Here is a 17,348-nt window from a genome sequence, read left to right on the forward strand (position 1 = left end):
AACAAAGGACCACACGATGACCACACGCGCACTCTTTCGCGAAGACGCCTACCGGACGCGCTGCGACGCGACCGTGACCGCCATCGACGAGGCGGGCATTCATCTGGACCAGACCGTGTTCTATCCGCTCGGCGGCGGTCAGGCGGGCGATGCGGGCACGCTCACGCTCGCGGACGGCACGCGCATCGCGATTGCCGATACGCGCAAGGCGAAGTTCGAAGGCGCGACGCCCGACGACGCCGTGCACGTCCCCGCGCCCGGCCAGGAAGACGCGCTCGCGAGATTGGACGTCGGCGACTCGGTCAGCGCGGAAATCGACTGGGAGCGGCGGTATCGGCATATGCGGCTGCATACGGCGAGTCACCTGATCTGCGCGGTGTTGCCGTATCCGGTCGATGGCTGCAGCATCACGACCGATTACGCGCGGCTCGATCTCGCGACGGTCGAGCCGATCGAGCGCGAAACGGTGGAAGCGAAGCTGCGCGAACTCGTCGGCGGATCGCACGACGTGCGCACCGAATGGATCACCGATGACGAAATGGCCGCGCGCCCCGAACTCGTCCGGACGATGAGCGTGAAGCCGCCGATGGGCCTCGGCCGCGTGCGGCTGTTGCGCATCGAGAATGTGGATCTGCAACCGTGCGGCGGCACGCATGTGCGCAACACGGGCGAGATCGGCGCGTTGCGCATCGCGAAGCTGGAGAAGAAAAGCGCGCGCACGCGGCGGCTCGTGCTGGAACTGGCTTGAACGTCGATCCTCGCGCGCAGGACATCCTCGATGTGTGGTTCGGCGCGCCGGGTTCGCCCGATTTCGGGATTGAACGCAAGCAGTGGTGGAAGAAAAAGCGCGCTTTCGACGCCATGCTCGCCGCGCGTTTCGGCGCGCTCGTCGACTCCGCGCAGGCGGGCGGCTTGCGCGACTGGGAGCGCTCGCCGCTTGGCACGCTCGCGCTGATCGTGCTGCTGGATCAGTTCTCGCGCAATTGCCATCGCAATACGCGGCGCGCGTTCGCGGGTGACGCGCGGGCGCTCGCGCTCGCAAAGGCGCTGGTCGAGACCGGCGACGATCTTCGCTTGCCGAGCGCGTGTCATCGCGCGTTCGCGTACATGCCGTTCGAGCACGACGAATCGCGCGAAAGCCAGCGCGAGTCGGTGCGTCTCTTTCGCGCGCTGAAGGAAGAGACCGGCCTCGCGAGCTTTTACGAATCCGCGCTCGCGCATGCCGAAGTCATCGGGCGATTCGGGCGCTATCCGCATCGCAACCGCATTCTCGGGCGCGAGACGTCGCCGGAAGAAGCGGCGTGGCTCGCGCAACACGGCGGCTTCTAGGCTGCCGCTTTTTATAGAACTCCGTTTATGGAGGCGCGCCGGGCGTTCGCCTATCTTCATCGTCTTTCACTTCATGCGAAAGGCGATGAAAGACTTCAGCCAGATCACGTTGGTCTCCGTCACGGGACTGTCGGACACGCAGCGCGCCGTGTACGCGCTGAGCTTGAGCCTGCGCCAGATGCCCGGCGCGCGCGCGGTGCTCTGCAGTCCTCAGGCGCCCGCGCATCTGCCTGACGGCATCGAGCACCGCAGGATCGCGCCGCTCAACTATCACGAATACTCGTGGTTCATGATGTACGCGCTCTGGCGCGTGGTGGAAACGGAGTTCGCGCTGATCGTTCAGGACGATGGCTGGGTGCTCGACACGGCCAACTGGAGCGACGACTTCCTCGAATACGACTATGTCGGCCCGACCGCGCATGTGGGCCGCATCGACGCGAAAGAGGGCACGCGCTGGGTCACGCATTACACGTGGAGCGGCGAACTGGATAAGCCCGGTCAGGCGGTGATGCCGGTGATCAACGGCGGCTTCTGCCTGCGCAGCCGCCGCATGATGCGCGCGCTCATCGACCATCCCGAAATCAGGATGACCATTCCCGCGCCCGACAAGATCGCTGGCGATGCGTTGGAGGTCGAATGGACCAACTGCGCGCTGAACGAAGACGTGCAGCTCACGTGCGTGCTGCGGCCCGAACTCGAAGCGGTCGGCTTGCGCTTCGCGCCGCTCGAGATGTGCCTGCGCTTCGGCATCGAACATGCGGGGCCGGTGCATCGCGACGTGAACATGATGTCGCTCTTCGGGCATCACTGCCGCTGGCGGCGGCTCGTGAGCATCGATCCGCCGACGGTGCAGTATCGGACCAAGCGCAGCATCGCGGAACGGGCGTTTCGCGAGATGGACATCGCGCGAATGCTCGAGGCGCGCGGCTATCGCGTGCAGTTTCTTCCCGAGGACGCCTGAACCCGCCTCGCGCTGGAATCAGCGTCCGCCCGTCACGTCCAGCAGCGCGCCCGTCACATACGACGACGCATCCGAGAGCAGCCACACGATCGATTCCGCGACTTCGTCGGCCAAGCCGGGACGCCCGAGCGGTGTCTGCGCGCCGAGCACCTGCGCGCGGTCGGGCTTGCCGCCGCTCGCGTGGATGTCCGTCTCGATGAGGCCCGGGCGGACCGCGTTCACGCGCACGCCGTGCGGTCCGAGTTCCTTCGACAGCCCAATGGTCAGCACGTCGATGGCGCCCTTCGAGCCCGCGTAATCGACGTATTCGTTCGGTGCGCCGAGCCGCGCCGCCGCCGACGACACGTTCACGAGCGAGCCGCCGTTGCCGCCGCGCGCACGCGAGAGCCGCCGCGCCGCCTCGCGCGCGCAGAGATACGCGCCGAGCACGTTGGTGTCGAAGATGCGCCTCAACCGTTCGATGTCCATGTCAGCGAGCGCCGCGCCCGGCGCGACGATGCCCGCGTTGTTCACCACGCCGTCGAGTTTGCCGAAGGCTTGCTCGGTCGCGTCGAACATCGCGGTGATCGCGGCTTCGTCGCGCACGTCGCCTGCAATGGCGATGGCATCGCCGCCGGCGGCTTTCACGGCGGCGACGGTTTCATCGGCGGCGCGCGCGTTCGACGCGTAGTTCACGCCGACCGACCAGCCGCGCGCGCCCGCGAGAATCGCCGCCGAGCGGCCGATGCCGCGGCTCGCGCCGGTAATCAGGATCACTTTGGACATTTTTTTTCGGCTCCGTGGCAGTCAGACGGCGTCGCGCTTTTGCGCCCATTTGTCGATGGCGGGCGGCGTGTAGCGTTGCAGCTTCGCGATCATTTCTTCGGGCTCAGCGGCGACCTGTATGAAATCGAGATACGGCTCGCGCATGAAGCCTTCGTCGACGGTGTGGCGCAGCATCGACATGAGCGGGGCGAAATAGCCGTCCACGTCGAGCAGGCCGACAGGCTTCTGGTGATAGCCGAGCTGCGCCCAGGTGTAGACCTCGAAAAACTCCTCGAAGGTGCCGACGCCGCCCGGCAACGCGACGAACGCGTCGGCGAGATCGGCCATCTTTTTCTTGCGCTCGTGCATGTCGGGCACGACGTGCAGTTCGGTGAGGTCGGTGTGTCCCACTTCCTTCGCGAGCAGCAATTCGGGAATCACGCCGACCGCGCGTCCGCCGGCGGCGAGCACTTCATCGGCGATGAGGCCCATCAGCCCGACGCGCCCGCCGCCGTAGACGAGCGACAGGTTCGCCGCGACGAGCGCGCGGCCGAATGCCTTGGCCGCTTCGGCATAGACGGGGCGGGCTCCGGTCGCGGAGCCGCAATACACGCACACTGCTTTCATGCTTCTGAGTCCTTCGGTGTATCGGTTTTCGCGGCTGCGGCAGCATCGTCGCGCGGCGGAAGATAGTCCGCGTATTCGCGCTTGGGCAGCTTGCCGGACACGAGGTCGTCGAAAATCTGGCGCGAGCGGCCGCGCAGATACGGCGCCATGATCGAGATGATATGCAGGCTCGCCTGATGCAGCTCCGCGCGGATCGCTTCCTGATCGTTGTATTTGCGCGGGTTCATCACGTACTGATACGAGAGCCAGTACGTCGCGATTACGCCGATGTTCGTCGCGATCACCTTGATCTCGTCGGGCGTCGCGACCATTTCCTGATCGGCGACGAGCGCTTCGCACAACTGGCCGGCAAAGCGCACCTTGTGCGTGATGATCTGCTTGAAGTGCGTCTCGAGCGTGCGATTGCGCGCGAGCAGATCGTTCAGGTCGCGATACAGGAAGCGATACGTCCAGAGAAAATCGGCCATGTACTGCAGATAGGACCACATCTCGTCGATCGTCGGGCGATGATCGTCCGGAAAGCGCAGCCGCTTCTGAATCTGCTGCTCGAACTGCGCGAAGATGCTGTTGATGATGTCGTCCTTATTGCGGAAATGGTAGTACAGGTTCCCTGGACTGATTTCCATTTCCTCGGCGATCGTCGTCGTGGTGACGTTGGGTTCGCCGATATCGTTGAACAACTTCAGCGACAGCTCGAGAATCCGTTCGCGGGTGCGGCGGGGAGGTTTGGCTTCCATGTCGTCCGACCTTGGCATCCGGCTGCGGCGGCGCTCGCGCGCGCGTCCGGTTCCGTTGCTATTTTTGAGAATATCGGACGATTATAAACCGCGCGTTCTGGCGGACGGGCTTGCGTTCCCGGGCGGGCATCGCCGATTTCGGGACACGGCGCGCGACCGCTTCAGCGCGCGGTCAGTTCAGCGCGCGCGAGATCCACGCGGCGAAGGCGGGCGCGTGCGGCCAGAGGATCATCGCCCAGGTGAGGACGCAGACCGCGAGCGCGACCATCACGGCGGCGCTGCCGAAGTCCTTCGCGCGCTTCGACAGCTCGTGTCGTTCGAGCGAGATGCGATCGATCGCGGCCTCGACGCTCGAATTGAGCAGTTCGACCATCAGCACGAGCAGCACCGACGCCATCAGCGCCGCGCGTTCCACAGGCGCGACCGGCACGGCGAGGCTCGCCGGCACGAGGATCGCCGCGAGCGTCAGTTCCTGGCGAAACGCGCTTTCTTCGCGAATCGCGACGCGAAAGCCGGAGAGCGAGTTCTTCATCGCGTGCCACGCGCGCGTGAAGCCGCGATTGCCCTTGTACGGGTTGAAGGGCAGGTCGTCGGGGCCGAGCGGTTCGGCCACCGGCGCGGGCGTGTCGATGACGTCTTGTGCGTCGTCGTCGTCGAAGGGATCGCGCGCGTCTGCTGTCGCGCGCTCCCCGGCCAGCGCGCGACGCGTCATGCGGCCGCCCGGTCTGCGCTCGCCTCACGCGGCCCGAACTGCCGCAGATGCGATGCGAACTGCTCCGACGCCGCGCGCCACGAAAAGCGTTCGGCCCACGCGCGGGCATCGGCGCGCTCGATTTTCAGCGCCTGAAGGCACGCTTCGCGCAGGTCGTCGTTGAGCGCGCCGGGGCCGTGTTCGCCCAGCACATCGATCGGACCCGTCACCGGATACGCCGCGACGGGCGTGCCGCAAGCCATCGCTTCGAGCAGCACGAGGCCGAAGGTGTCGGTGCGGCTCGGGAACACGAAGACGTCGGCGGCGGCATAGACTTTCGCGAGTTCCGGCTGCGACAGCACGCCGAGATAGTTCACGTTCGTGTAGCGCGACTTGAGTTCCGCGAGCGCCGGGCCTTCGCCCGCGACCCACTTGGAGCCTGGCAAGTCGAGTTTCAGGAACGCTTCGACGTTCTTTTCGATCGCCACGCGCCCGACGTAGAGAAAAATCGGGCGCGCGGTGTTGAGCACCTTCGAGTCCATCGGACGAAAGATGTCGAGATCGACGCCGCGCGTCCACAGCACGACGTTCGTGAATCCGTAACGTTCGAGATCGCTCTTCACAACCGGCGTGGGCGCCATCACCGCCTGCGACGGCCCGTGGAACCAGTGCAGGAAGCGATACGTGAGCGCGAGCGGAATGCCGAAGCGCGCCTTCACGTATTCCGGAAAGCGCGTGTGATAGGCGGTGGTAAACGGCAGCTTGTGACGCAGCGCATAGGCGCGCGCGGCGAGCCCGAGCGGGCCTTCGGTCGCGATATGCAGCGCGTCGGGCGCGAACGCGTCGATGCGCTCGGCGACGTGGCGGCGCGGCATCAGCGAAAGGCGAATCTCGGGATAAGTCGGGCAGGGAATCGTGCGGAATTCGAGCGGCGTCAGCATGTCGACGCGATGCCCGAGCGCCATCAGTTCCTTCGTCGTGTTCTTGAGCGTGCGCACGACGCCGTTGACCTGCGGCTCCCATGCATCGGTGACGATCATGATTTTCATGGCAATTTCCCTCGGGTTCCTGGTATCGGCGGCGTGCGCTTCAGAGCGTCACGCGGGCATTCATGGCGCGTTGTTCGGGGGAACGCATGACGGTCCAGTAGACGATCTTCAATTCGCCGTCGCAGGTTTCGACGAGCGCGGACAGGCTCTCGACCCAGTCGCCGTCGTTGCAGTAGAGAATGCCGTCGATGTCGCGGATCTCCGCCTTGTGGATATGCCCGCACACGACGCCGTCGCAGCCGCGCCGCCGGGCTTCGTCGGTCATCACCCGTTCGAACTGCGAAATGAAGTTGACCGCGTTCTTCACCTGATGCTTGAGGTACTGCGAGAGCGACCAGTAATTGAGGCCGAGCCTCGTGCGCGCGCGGTTGAACCAGCGGTTGAGGAGAAGGATCGCGGTGTACGCGGTATCGCCGAGATAGGCGAGCCATTTCGCGTGCTGGATGACGCCGTCGAAGAGATCGCCGTGCACGATCCACAGGCGCTTGCCCGCGAGCGTGGTGTGGAACGCTTCGCCGCGGCCAGAACCAGCCTTTGCGAAGCTGCCATCCGTCGATGATGTCGCCGACGAGATACAGGTACTCCGATTCGTGGTGCCGCAGGAAATCGAGCAGATAGGCCGCCTGACAGCCGCCCGAGCCGAGGTGGATGTCAGACAGCCAGATCGTGCGATAGCGGTGCGGGCCGTCCGCTGAATCGTCGCCGCGCGCGGGATCGGCTGCGTCGGGCGAGTCGGGCTTGAGCGCCGATGGATCGGCACGCAAGCTGGAACTGCGAAAGCGATGAGCGGTGGAGGAATCGAATGCCGGCGTGACTGACGGAGTGAGGGCCATAGGCTCGCGCGTCGGGTTTCGGTACGCGCATTGCGCCATGCGGCCGTGACCGAGCCGTGACAGTCACGAGAAGTTCTTATTACGTGCGGGAAGGGTCAGCGTGCGCTCGCTGCCGCCGCGACGATGCGCGTGCCGGCGAGACGGTCGTGCGGGAACTGGCGCGCGGGATCGAGCCGGACGGCGGCGGCCCAGAGCGCCACCCAGACGGCGAATACGACGAGCGTCTGAGGAACGGCGAGCGAGAAGAGCGGATGCAGCGCGAGCGGCGGCAGAAACCACAGCCACGCGAGCGCGTAGCGCGCGAGCGCCCGGCCGGGCGTCACGGGCTGGCCGTGAGCGTCGACGAGCTTCATGCGCCAGGTTTTCATCGGCAGCGTCTGGCCGCCGTGCGTCCAGAACCAGACGAAGTACGCGGCGAGCACGACGCCGATCCACGACATCAGCCAGTTGTGATGCGTGAGGCCGTTGCGCTGCTGCGTGAGCGTGCTGAAGAGATAGCCGGCTAGGAACACGACGCCGAACAGGATGACGCCTTCGTAGACCATCGTCGCGAGGCGGCGGCGCAGGCTGGGCGCGGTGAGCGGCGCAATGGCCGCGGCGGCTTGGGCGCTCATCGCTCGGCTATGACCCGTTGTACATCGAGGGCGCCTGCTGCGGCGAGACGGGGATCGGCGTGGCGGGAACCACGCTCGCGGCGTTGGGCGCCGCATGCGCGGGCGCCGCCGACGCAGGCGCGGCCATGCCCGACGCGCCTTCCGCGTGCCCGGCCGCGTGACCCTGTTCCCGCGCCGTGACGAGACGATTGATGTCCTTCACTTCCGTCTTGCCGGTAGGCGGCGCGCTGACGACGGTCGGGCGGCGGTTGTGCTCGCTCGCGGCGAGCTTCTTCTTCTGGTCTTCCGAGAGCTTCTGGTACGCGTCCCACGCTTTCTCGCGCTTGTCGGGCGGCACCGACTTCGAAACCTGATAGTTCTCGCGCGCGACCTTGCGCTGGTCGGGCGTCATGCGCACCCATTCCTGCATGCGCTGATGCAGCCGCTTCTGCGCCTCGGGCGACATGCGGTGATAGCGCGACGCGATCTTGAGCCACTTCTGCTTGCGCTCGTCGCTGAACGAGTCCCACTGCGTCGCGAACGGCGCGAGCGCGACGCGTTGGGCGTCGGTCAGGCGGTTCCACGAGAGCGGGCTTTCCGCGTTGAGCGCGGCAAGCGGCAGAAGCGCGGTGTCGGCACCGGCGCTCGCGCTGCTCGGCGCGGCCGCCGACGCGGGAGCGGCCGTGGGCGAGTAGAAGCGCGGGTAGGTTGCGGCGAACGCGATCACGCCCGCAATCGCGCAGCCGAAGACAATCGCGAGACCGCGCTTGTAACTCACCCGAAAATTCCCCCGCTTATGTTCGATGCTTAGTGATTGCGCGTCAGGTACGCGTTGAAGCCGTGGTCGAGATAGGCGTCGAGCGGCAGGCTGTCGCTCATCATGGCCGCGTCGATGTCGGCGAGTTCGGCCTTGCGCTCCTGATCTTCCCAGTACGCGACGCCCGCCAGCGCGACAGCGAGCGCGAAGAGCGGCGCGGCAAGGCCGAAGCCGCCGAGCCGCGCGAAGAGGCTTCGGCGGCCATGCGCGTCGGCGGGGCCGCCCGCGGAAAGCGCCGCGCCCGCGCCGGCGAACACCGGCGCGAAGGCGGGCGCGGTCACGGCGACCGCCACTTTCTCGGGCTTCTTGCGCGCGATGGCCGCGCGGCGCGCCTCTGCCAACCGATCGACGGCGGCGGCCGGCATAGCCGACGTGTTTTCGTCGAGCGCGCGAATCACCTTCAGCGCGAAGTCGTTTTCTTTCGTTTCTAAAGCGGAACTCATAGCGTGATCCCTTTGGCTCTCAGGGCTTGCGCGAGTGCGTGCGTGGCGCGTGAACAGTGCGTCTTCACGCTGCCCTCGGAACAGCCCATCGCGGCGGCCGTCTCAGCGACATCCATATCCTCCCAGTAACGCATGAGAAAAGCTTCTCGTTGACGCGCGGGCAATTTCTGGATTTCCGCGTCGATCAGGTTCAGCACCTGTTCGCGTTCGAGCCGGTTCTCGCTACTCTCGCTGCCGGCGGCGCCGTCTTCGGATTCGAGGGTTTCCAGCGGATCGAATTCGTCGTCGTCGGCGCTTCCGAACGACGAGAAAAGGCTGATCCACGTATTGCGTACTTTCTGCCGGCGAAAGTAGTCGTGCGTCGCATTCTGGAGGATACGCTGGAACAAAAGAGGAAGCTCGGCAGGCGGACGGTCGCCGTACTTTTCCGCGAGCTTGATCATGGCGTCCTGGACGATGTCCAGCGCCGCGTCGTCATCGCGCACGGTGTAGACGGTCTGCTTGAACGCGCGTCGTTCGACGCCCGCCAGAAAGTCGGCGAGTTCCTTGTCTGATGCCATCCGTTGGGGACCCGGCGCAACGAATTTGCGTCGAAAGAGATTGTGAAGTTGCAGGGAAACCCGCGGATGCTAGCAAATTTTCGCTGGGGCCGGAGCAAACCGGGAAGGATTTGTGTTCCGGATTGCGTTCGCGCAACGCCGTTATGCGCTGTCTCGACGGCCCCACGGCGCCCGGCGCGGGCGTCGACGGAACTTTCTGCTTGACCGGCCGCGCGAAACCGGGCTATCTTTCCCGACTCGCATCAAAAAGTGAAATGTCTGCTTTGAGGCGAGCCCAAGAAGTTCGCCTGTCAAACCAAGACGCGCCGCTTGAACCCGAGCCACAAGCCCGGCAGAGAGCACCCGATCAATTTTTTGCCGAAAATTCGAAAGGTGATGAATGAACATGCCTAGCGCGGAATTCTCCACGTCGGATACCACTCCCCCTCACGAAGCCGGTTCGATCGGCGGGACCGTGCTCATGCGCGCGCTCGCGGATGAGAACGTCGAATTCATCTGGGGCTATCCCGGCGGCTCGGTACTCTACATCTACGACGAGCTGTACAAACAGGACCAGATCCAGCACATTCTCGTGCGCCACGAACAGGCCGCAGTCCACGCCGCCGACGCCTATGCGCGTTCGACCGGTAAAGTGGGCGTGTGCCTCGTGACTTCCGGCCCCGGCGTCACCAATGCCGTCACCGGCATCGCCACGGCCTACATGGATTCCATTCCGCTCGTCGTCATCAGCGGACAGGTGCCGACCGCGGCCATCGGCCTCGACGCATTCCAGGAATGCGACACCGTCGGCATCACGCGGCCCTGCGTCAAGCACAACTTCCTCGTGAAGGACGTGCGCGATCTCGCGGAAACCGTCAAGAAAGCGTTTTACATCGCGCGCACGGGACGTCCCGGCCCGGTGCTGATCGACATTCCGAAGGACGTATCGAAAGCGCCTTGCCGCTACGAGCCGGTCAAGAGCGTGTCGCTGCGTTCGTACAACCCGGTCACGAAGGGCCACTCCGGCCAGATCCGCAAGGCGGTGCAACTGCTCCTGTCGGCAAAGCGCCCGTATATCTACACCGGCGGCGGCATCATCCTCGCGGATGCGTCGCGCGAACTCAACCAGTTCGCCGATCTGCTCGGCTATCCCGTCACGAACACGCTGATGGGCCTCGGCGGCTATCGCGCAAGCGACAAGAAATTCCTCGGCATGCTCGGCATGCACGGCACGTATGAAGCCAACATGGCGATGCAGCACTGCGACGTGCTGATCGCCATCGGCGCGCGCTTCGACGACCGCGTGATCGGCGACCCGAAGCATTTCGCATCGTCGCCGCGCAAGATCATTCATATCGACGTCGATCCGTCGTCCATTTCCAAGCGCGTGAAGGTGGATATTCCCATCGTCGGCGACGTGAAGGAAGTGCTGAAGGAACTGATCGAGCAGCTTCAGCACGCGGAGCACGGCCCCGACGCCGAAGCGCTGAAGACGTGGTGGAACGACATCGAAGGCTGGCGCGCGAAGGACTGTCTCGCCTACGACCGCAAGAGCGAGATCATCAAGCCGCAATATGTCGTGCAAAAGCTGCACGAGCTGACGGACGGCAACGCGTTCGTCTGTTCGGACGTCGGCCAGCATCAGATGTGGGCGGCGCAGTTCTATCCGTTCAACAAGCCGCGCCGCTGGATCAACTCGGGCGGCCTCGGCACGATGGGCTTCGGCCTGCCCGCCGCGATGGGCGTGAAGATGGCGCATCCCGACGAGGAAGTCGTCTGCATCACGGGCGAAGGCTCGATTCAGATGTGCATTCAGGAGCTTTCGACGTGCAAGCAGTACGACACGCCCGTCAAGATCATCTCGCTCAACAACCGCTATCTGGGCATGGTCCGCCAGTGGCAGCAGATCGAGTACAAGAAGCGCTATTCCAGTTCCTACATGGATGCGCTGCCTGACTTCGTGAAGCTCGCCGAAGCGTATGGGCATGTCGGCATTCGCGTCGAAAAGACGGCGGACGTCGAGCCGGCGCTGAAAGAAGCGCTGCGCCTGAAAGATCGCACCGTATTCCTCGACTTCCAGACCGATCCCACCGAAAACGTATTCCCGATGGTGCAAGCCGGTAAAGGCATCACGGAAATGCTGCTCGGGTCTGAGGATCTGTAAGGCGGGTTTCGCCTGCGCGGGTTCGCGTGCGCCTGTCTCCACAAAAGACATGTGCCGCGCGTGAATCCGCGACGAAACTCAACTGGATAAACATCGGGAAACGACACATGAAACACATCATCTCCGTTTTGCTGGAAAACGAACCGGGTGCGTTATCGCGCGTCGTCGGGCTCTTTTCCGCGCGCGGCTACAACATCGAAACGCTGACGGTGGCACCGACCGAAGACAGTTCGCTGTCGCGGCTCACGATCGTCTCCATTGGCTCGGACGACGTGATCGAACAGATCACGAAGCACCTGAACCGCCTGATCGAGGTGGTGAAAGTGGTCGACCTGACAGAGGGCGCCCACATCGAGCGCGAGCTGATGCTCATCAAGGTAAGGGCGGTCGGCAAGGAACGCGAAGAGATGAAGCGGATGGCGGATATCTTCCGCGGCCGCATCATCGACGTGACCGAAAAGACCTACACGATGGAACTGACGGGCGCGTCCGACAAGCTCGACGCGTTCATTCAGGCGCTCGACGCCACGGCGATTCTAGAGACGGTTCGCACGGGCAGCTCCGGCATCGGCCGGGGCGAGCGCATCCTGAAAGTGTGACGGCGCCTCATCCATTCAATTGCAGCACAAGTAGCGCAACCATAGATCAAGGAACCACCATGAAAGTTTTCTACGACAAAGACGCCGACCTCTCCCTCATCAAGGGCAAGCAAGTCACCATCATCGGTTATGGCTCGCAAGGCCATGCGCACGCGCTGAACCTGAAGGAAAGCGGCGTGAACGTGACGGTCGGCCTGCGCAAAGGCGGCGCTTCGTGGAGCAAGGCTGAAAACGCCGGCCTGCCGGTCAAGGAAGTGGCCGAAGCGGTGAAGGGCGCCGATGTCGTCATGATGCTGCTGCCCGACGAGCAGATCGCCGAGGTGTACGCGAAGGAAGTCCACGCGAACATCAAGAACGGCGCGGCGCTCGCGTTCGCGCACGGCTTCAACGTGCACTACGGCCAGGTGATTCCGCGCGCCGATCTCGACGTCATCATGATCGCGCCGAAGGCGCCGGGCCACACGGTCCGCAATACGTACTCGCAAGGCGGCGGCGTGCCGCACCTGATCGCGGTCGCGCAGGACAAGTCGGGCGCGGCGCGCGACGTGGCGCTTTCGTATGCGGCGGCAAACGGCGGCGGCCGCGCGGGCATCATCGAAACGAACTTCCGTGAAGAGACCGAAACCGACCTGTTCGGCGAGCAGGCCGTTCTGTGCGGCGGCACCGTCGACCTGATCAAGGCCGGCTTCGAAACGCTGGTTGAAGCGGGCTACGCGCCGGAAATGGCGTACTTCGAGTGCCTGCACGAACTGAAGCTGATCGTCGACCTGATCTACGAAGGCGGCATCGCGAACATGAACTACTCGATCTCGAACAACGCCGAGTACGGCGAGTACGTGACGGGCCCGCGCATCGTCACCGAAGAGACGAAGCAGGCGATGAAGGCCGTGCTCAAGGACATCCAGACCGGCGAGTACGCGAAGAGCTTCATCATCGAGAACCGCGCGGGTGCGCCGACGCTGCAATCGCGCCGCCGCCTGACGTCCGAGCACCAGATCGAGCAGGTCGGCAGCAAGCTGCGCGCGATGATGCCGTGGATCGCGAAGAACAAGCTCGTCGACCAGTCGAAGAACTAAGCAAGCCTGCCTGAACCCGCGTCACGGTTCTTGCTGCAACGAAAGCCGCCCGAAGCCGCTGTGCCGAGGGCGGCTTTTGCTATCCTACGGGTTTCAAAAACACAGACCTCGTTCATGAACTATCCTCATCCGATCATTGCCCGCGAAGGCTGGCCGTTCATCGCCATCGCGGCCGTCGTTGCCATTCTCGTGCAGGCGATCGGCGGCTTCGGCTTCGCCTGGATCTTCTGGCTGATCGTGATTTTCGTCGTGCAGTTCTTCCGCGATCCGCCGCGTCCCATTCCCACGCAGGCCAATGCCGTGCTGTGCCCGGCGGACGGACGCATCGTCGCCGTCGAGACCGCGCACGATCCGTATGCCGGGCGCGAGGCGCTCAAGATCAGCGTGTTCATGAACGTGTTCAACGTGCACTCGCAGCGTTCTCCCGTCGACGGCGCGATCTCCAAGGTCCAGTACTTTCCGGGCGCCTATCTGAACGCGGCGGTCGACAAGGCCTCCACCGAGAACGAGCGCAACGCGATCGTCCTGCAAACCGCGAGCGGCCACACGGTGACGTCGGTGCAGATCGCCGGGCTGATCGCGCGCCGCATCCTCTGCTACGTGCACGCCGGCGAGCCGCTCACGCGCGGCCAGCGTTACGGCTTCATCCGCTTCGGATCGCGCGTCGACGTGTATTTGCCGGTGGGCAGCCGGCCGCGCGTGTCGATCGGGGAGAAGGTGTCGGCCTCGTCGACGATCCTCGCCGAGTTCGCGGAATAACGCGGAGGGGTCGATGGCGGCATTCAAACCGCGCCGGAATCGCGTCAACGGGGCGCCGCCGCGCGCATTTCGTCGTAACAAGGTGGTGGCGGACGTGAGCGTCGTCGAATCGCGGCGCGCCAAGCGGCAGCAGTTTCTGAAGAAGCGCGGCATTTATCTGTTGCCCAACGCGTTCACCACGGCCGCGCTCTTTTGCGGCTTCTTCGCCGTCGTCCAGGCGATGAACGTGCGCTTCGAGATCGCGGCCATCGCCATTTTCGTGGCGATGGTGCTCGACGGCATGGACGGCCGCGTCGCGCGCATGACGCACACGCAAAGCGCCTTCGGCGAGCAGTTCGATAGCCTGTCGGACATGGTGTCGTTCGGCGTCGCGCCGGCGCTCGTCATGTACGAGTGGGTGCTGAAGGACCTCGGGCGCTGGGGCTGGCTCGCGGCATTCGTCTACTGTTCGGGCGCGGCGTTGCGGCTCGCGCGTTTCAATACGAACGTCGGCGTGGTCGACAAGCGCTATTTTCAGGGCTTGCCGAGTCCGGCTGCTGCGGCGCTGATCGCCGGCTTCGTGTGGCTTGCGACGGACAACCGTGTGCCGCTCAAGCTCGTATGGCTGCCGTGGGTCGCGTTCGCGCTGACCATTTATGCGGGCGTGACGATGGTATCGAACGCGCCGTTTTATAGCGGCAAGGCGCTCGACGTGCGCTATCGCGTGCCGTTCGCAGGCGTGCTGCTGGTCGTCGTGGCGTTCGTGCTGGTGTCGTCGGACCCGCCCGTGATGTTGTTTTGCCTGTTCGTGCTGTACGGGTTCTCGGGCTATTTCTGGTGGGCCTATATGGCGATGCGCGGCAAGCCGAATCCCGCGCGCAGTTCACAGCGCGACCATTAGCGCTTTTCCGTATCGAACGCCAAAAGGCGACGGGTCTCTCAGACCGTCGCCTTTTTTGTCGGCGAATCATCCCGCGGCCAGCGCTCCGTTCGAAATGTGCACGCGTTGTCCTTGCGCGAACGGCGGCGGATTCCTGTACGTGAAGTAGCGCGTCTTGCCGTTTTCCATGCGCACTCGCACCGAATAATCCGTCTCGCTGCGCAAATGTTTTTCGACGGAATTGCCCGCGAGCCCGCCGCCGAGCGCGCCGAGAAGCGTCATCGCCGTGCGGCCGCCGCCGCGTCCGAACTGATTGCCGACGACACCGCCCGCCACCGCACCGCCGACCGCGCCGATGCCCGTGCCGTGGCCTTGACGCTTGACGGCGGAAACCGCTTCGACGGTGCCGCACGACGAGCAATGCGCGGGACGCTGAGGCGGCTGCTGCGCGTAGGACGGCTGCGCGGGCGGCTGCTGAACCGGCGCTTGCTGCACCGGCTGCGCCGCAACGGGCTGGGCGGCGGGCGGCGCGGCGGGCGCAGCAGGCGCGACGACCGGCTGCTGTGCCACGGCCACCGCCTGCGTCTGCGGATTCTGCGCGGAATTGCTGTGCGCGCCCGGAAACAGTCCGGTCACGGCGGCGGTCGCCGCGAGACTCGCGACGATGACCGCGCCAGCCGCCGTGGCGACGAGCGGATGCAGCCGTCGCCGTTGCCCCGTCTCGGGCGAGGGTGAGAGTTTGTCGGTAAGGTTATCCATGTTCGACCTCCGTTCGAGGCGCGCTGCTGACACATATCGATTTTGGTCGATCCCGCGCGCCAGCGCTTTTCGGTTGTTGACAGTCGTTCTGAGCGTTCTTTTCCGCTAAAGAAGCACGCTTCATGCCAAAGTCCGAACACGAGCGTCGCCGGCTGAGGCCGACGACGGACAAAAAAAAGCGCGCCTCCAAGGGCGCGCTTTCGTCAGCGGAACATACGTCTCTGCTCAATCCTCACGCCGCAGATGCGGAAAGAGAATGACATCGCGGATGCTCGGGCTATCGGTAAGCAACATCACGAGCCGGTCGACGCCGATGCCGCAGCCGCCCGTCGGGGGCATGCCGTATTCGAGCGCGCGGATATAGTCGGCGTCGAAATACATGGCTTCTTCGTCGCCGGCGTCTTTCTGGTCGACTTGCTTCTGGAAACGCGCGGCCTGATCTTCCGGATCGTTCAACTCCGAGAAGCCGTTCGCGATTTCGCGTCCGGTGATGAACAACTCGAAGCGCTCGGTGATGCCCGGCACCGAATCCGATTCCCGCGCGAGCGGCGAGACTTCGATCGGATAATCGACGATATACGTCGGCTCCCACAATTGCGATTCGGCGGTCTCTTCGAAGAGCGCCAGTTGCAGCGCGCCGATGCCCGCATTCAGAAACGCGGGCTGCGTCGTATCGACGCCGAACTTCTTGAGCTCCGCGCGCATGAACACGGCATCGGCGAGCTGCGCGTCGGTGTATTGCGGCGCGTACTTCTGGATTGCCTGATTGATCGTCAGACGATGGAACGGCTTCGCGAGATCCAGCTCGCGGCCCTGATACGTGATGGTCGCGGTGCCGAGCGCGTCGACGGCGGCCTGGCGGATCAGCTGCTCCGTGAAGTCCATGAGCCAGCGGTAGTCCGTGTAGGCCGCGTAGAACTCCATCATCGTGAATTCGGGATTGTGGCGCGGCGACACGCCTTCGTTCCGGAAATTGCGATTGATCTCGAACACGCGCTCGAAGCCGCCCACGACCAGCCGCTTCAGATACAACTCAGGCGCGATGCGCAGGAACATCTGCATGTCGAGCGCGTTGTGATGCGTGACGAAGGGCTTCGCCGCCGCGCCGCCGGGAATCGGATGCAGCATCGGCGTTTCGACTTCCATGAAGTTCGCCTGCGCCATGAAGTTGCGGATCGACGTGACCGCCTTCGTGCGCGCCATGAAGGTCTTGCGCGATTCGGGCGTGACGATCAGATCGACGTAGCGCTGGCGATAGCGCATCTCCTGATCGGCGAGGCCGTGGAACTTGTCCGGCAGCGGACGCAGCGCCTTCGAGAGCAGCCGCAACTCCGTGCAACGCACCGACAGTTCGCCCTTGTTCGTGCGAAACAGCACGCCCTTTGCCGCGACGATGTCGCCGAGATCCCACTTTTTGAACGCTTCGTAGACCTCCGCGCCGACGTCGGCGGGCGTCACGAAGAACTGGATCTGGCCGCTTGCATCCTGAACCGTGGCAAAGCTCGCCTTGCCCATCACGCGCTTGAGCATCATGCGGCCGGCAAGCGCGACGGGCAGGGGATTCGCTTCGAGCGCTTCCTTGCCGGTGTCGGCGTATTCGGTCTGCAGCGCGGCGGCCTGATGCGTCGGGCGGAAATCGTTCGGATAGGCGACGCCTTGCTCGCGCAGCGAGCGCAGCTTGTCGCGGCGCTCGGCGATGATCTGGTTGTCTTCCAGTTCGGGAGCGGCGCCCGGTTGAGTCGGTTCGGTCATGATGTGTAGCGGTGGAT

19 protein-coding genes and 1 pseudogene are annotated in these 17,348 nt (G+C 64.5%); 8 read left to right on the plus strand and 12 right to left on the minus strand.

Translation table 11 applies throughout. The features are described 5' to 3' along the window. Positions 1 to 16 precede the first annotated feature (16 nt). From LDZ27_RS05375 to LDZ27_RS05385, 3 genes are all read left to right on the plus strand, one after another. The gene (locus tag LDZ27_RS05375; protein WP_244815674.1) at positions 17 to 748 is read left to right on the plus strand and encodes an alanyl-tRNA editing protein; all 732 of its coding nucleotides are present in this window, start codon (positions 17 to 19) and stop codon (positions 746 to 748) included. After that, on the plus strand, positions 745 to 1,329 hold the full coding sequence (locus LDZ27_RS05380; protein WP_244815675.1) for a DUF924 family protein: 585 nt from the start codon (positions 745 to 747) through the stop codon (positions 1,327 to 1,329). The genes LDZ27_RS05375 and LDZ27_RS05380 overlap by 4 nt, the downstream gene beginning before the upstream one ends. A gap of 85 nt (positions 1,330 to 1,414) precedes the next feature. Then, the gene (locus LDZ27_RS05385; RefSeq protein WP_244815676.1) at positions 1,415 to 2,290 is read left to right on the plus strand and encodes a DUF5672 family protein; all 876 of its coding nucleotides are present in this window, start codon (positions 1,415 to 1,417) and stop codon (positions 2,288 to 2,290) included. Positions 2,291 to 2,308: 18 nt separating this feature from the next. On the opposite strand, the gene LDZ27_RS05390 is transcribed toward LDZ27_RS05385, so the two are convergent. The 10 genes and pseudogenes from LDZ27_RS05390 to LDZ27_RS05435 all read right to left on the minus strand — a co-directional run bounded on the left by LDZ27_RS05390 (position 2,309) and on the right by LDZ27_RS05435 (position 9,384). Continuing rightward, complete coding sequence (locus tag LDZ27_RS05390) at positions 2,309 to 3,055, minus strand: SDR family oxidoreductase (protein ID WP_244815677.1); 747 nt, start codon at positions 3,053 to 3,055, stop codon at positions 2,309 to 2,311. Positions 3,056 to 3,076: 21 nt separating this feature from the next. After that, positions 3,077 to 3,661 (minus strand): TIGR00730 family Rossman fold protein, encoded by a 585-nt coding sequence (locus LDZ27_RS05395; protein WP_244815678.1) that lies wholly within the window; start codon positions 3,659 to 3,661, stop codon positions 3,077 to 3,079. Continuing rightward, on the minus strand, positions 3,658 to 4,398 hold the full coding sequence (locus tag LDZ27_RS05400; protein WP_244815679.1) for a TetR/AcrR family transcriptional regulator: 741 nt from the start codon (positions 4,396 to 4,398) through the stop codon (positions 3,658 to 3,660). The genes LDZ27_RS05395 and LDZ27_RS05400 overlap by 4 nt, the downstream gene beginning before the upstream one ends. Positions 4,399 to 4,570: 172 nt before the next feature. Then, positions 4,571 to 5,110: a diacylglycerol kinase gene (locus LDZ27_RS05405; protein WP_244815680.1), complete on the minus strand. Its 540-nt coding sequence runs from the start codon at positions 5,108 to 5,110 to the stop codon at positions 4,571 to 4,573. Beyond that, positions 5,107 to 6,138: a glycosyltransferase family 1 protein gene (locus LDZ27_RS05410; RefSeq protein WP_244815681.1), complete on the minus strand. Its 1,032-nt coding sequence runs from the start codon at positions 6,136 to 6,138 to the stop codon at positions 5,107 to 5,109. Before LDZ27_RS05410 ends, LDZ27_RS05405 begins: the two co-directional genes overlap by 4 nt. 40 nt (positions 6,139 to 6,178) lie before the next feature. Continuing rightward, positions 6,179 to 6,971, minus strand: a pseudogene (locus tag LDZ27_RS05415) (UDP-2,3-diacylglucosamine diphosphatase). A gap of 95 nt (positions 6,972 to 7,066) precedes the next feature. Continuing rightward, positions 7,067 to 7,585, minus strand: a complete 519-nt coding sequence (locus LDZ27_RS05420; RefSeq protein WP_244815682.1) for an RDD family protein — start codon at positions 7,583 to 7,585, stop codon at positions 7,067 to 7,069. 7 nt (positions 7,586 to 7,592) lie between these two features. After that, positions 7,593 to 8,342 carry a DUF3106 domain-containing protein gene (locus LDZ27_RS05425; RefSeq protein ID WP_244815683.1) on the minus strand — a complete coding sequence of 250 codons (750 nt, stop codon included), beginning with the start codon at positions 8,340 to 8,342 and terminating at the stop codon, positions 7,593 to 7,595. A 29-nt stretch (positions 8,343 to 8,371) separates the two neighbouring features. After that, positions 8,372 to 8,824 carry a DUF3619 family protein gene (locus LDZ27_RS05430; protein WP_244815684.1) on the minus strand — a complete coding sequence of 151 codons (453 nt, stop codon included), beginning with the start codon at positions 8,822 to 8,824 and terminating at the stop codon, positions 8,372 to 8,374. After that, on the minus strand, positions 8,821 to 9,384 hold the full coding sequence (locus LDZ27_RS05435) for an RNA polymerase sigma factor (protein ID WP_244815685.1): 564 nt from the start codon (positions 9,382 to 9,384) through the stop codon (positions 8,821 to 8,823). The genes LDZ27_RS05430 and LDZ27_RS05435 overlap by 4 nt, the downstream gene beginning before the upstream one ends. A gap of 379 nt (positions 9,385 to 9,763) precedes the next feature. On the opposite strand from LDZ27_RS05435, the gene LDZ27_RS05440 reads away from it, so the two are divergent. The 5 genes from LDZ27_RS05440 to pssA all read left to right on the plus strand — a co-directional run bounded on the left by LDZ27_RS05440 (position 9,764) and on the right by pssA (position 14,841). Further along, the gene (locus LDZ27_RS05440; protein WP_244815686.1) at positions 9,764 to 11,527 is read left to right on the plus strand and encodes an acetolactate synthase 3 catalytic subunit; all 1,764 of its coding nucleotides are present in this window, start codon (positions 9,764 to 9,766) and stop codon (positions 11,525 to 11,527) included. A gap of 107 nt (positions 11,528 to 11,634) precedes the next feature. Continuing rightward, entirely contained in the window at positions 11,635 to 12,126 is a 492-nt protein-coding gene (ilvN, locus tag LDZ27_RS05445) for an acetolactate synthase small subunit (protein ID WP_008341906.1), read from the plus strand. A gap of 59 nt (positions 12,127 to 12,185) precedes the next feature. Continuing rightward, positions 12,186 to 13,202 carry a ketol-acid reductoisomerase gene (gene ilvC / locus LDZ27_RS05450; RefSeq protein ID WP_244815687.1) on the plus strand — a complete coding sequence of 339 codons (1,017 nt, stop codon included), beginning with the start codon at positions 12,186 to 12,188 and terminating at the stop codon, positions 13,200 to 13,202. Between the two features lie 114 nt (positions 13,203 to 13,316). Next, positions 13,317 to 13,961 (plus strand): phosphatidylserine decarboxylase, encoded by a 645-nt coding sequence (locus tag LDZ27_RS05455; protein ID WP_244815688.1) that lies wholly within the window; start codon positions 13,317 to 13,319, stop codon positions 13,959 to 13,961. A 13-nt stretch (positions 13,962 to 13,974) separates the two neighbouring features. Then, entirely contained in the window at positions 13,975 to 14,841 is an 867-nt protein-coding gene (gene pssA / locus LDZ27_RS05460) for a CDP-diacylglycerol--serine O-phosphatidyltransferase (RefSeq protein WP_244815689.1), read from the plus strand. 66 nt (positions 14,842 to 14,907) lie between these two features. Here pssA and LDZ27_RS05465 read toward each other — a convergent pair whose 3' ends face one another. Then, positions 14,908 to 15,579 carry a glycine zipper 2TM domain-containing protein gene (locus LDZ27_RS05465; protein WP_244815690.1) on the minus strand — a complete coding sequence of 224 codons (672 nt, stop codon included), beginning with the start codon at positions 15,577 to 15,579 and terminating at the stop codon, positions 14,908 to 14,910. A 225-nt stretch (positions 15,580 to 15,804) separates the two neighbouring features. Then, on the minus strand, positions 15,805 to 17,331 hold the full coding sequence (gene lysS, locus LDZ27_RS05470; RefSeq protein ID WP_244815691.1) for a lysine--tRNA ligase: 1,527 nt from the start codon (positions 17,329 to 17,331) through the stop codon (positions 15,805 to 15,807). Between the last annotated feature and the right edge of the window lie 17 nt (positions 17,332 to 17,348).

Origin of the sequence: Caballeronia sp. Lep1P3, from assembly GCF_022879595.1 — a bacterium.
GTDB lineage: Bacteria > Pseudomonadota > Gammaproteobacteria > Burkholderiales > Burkholderiaceae > Caballeronia.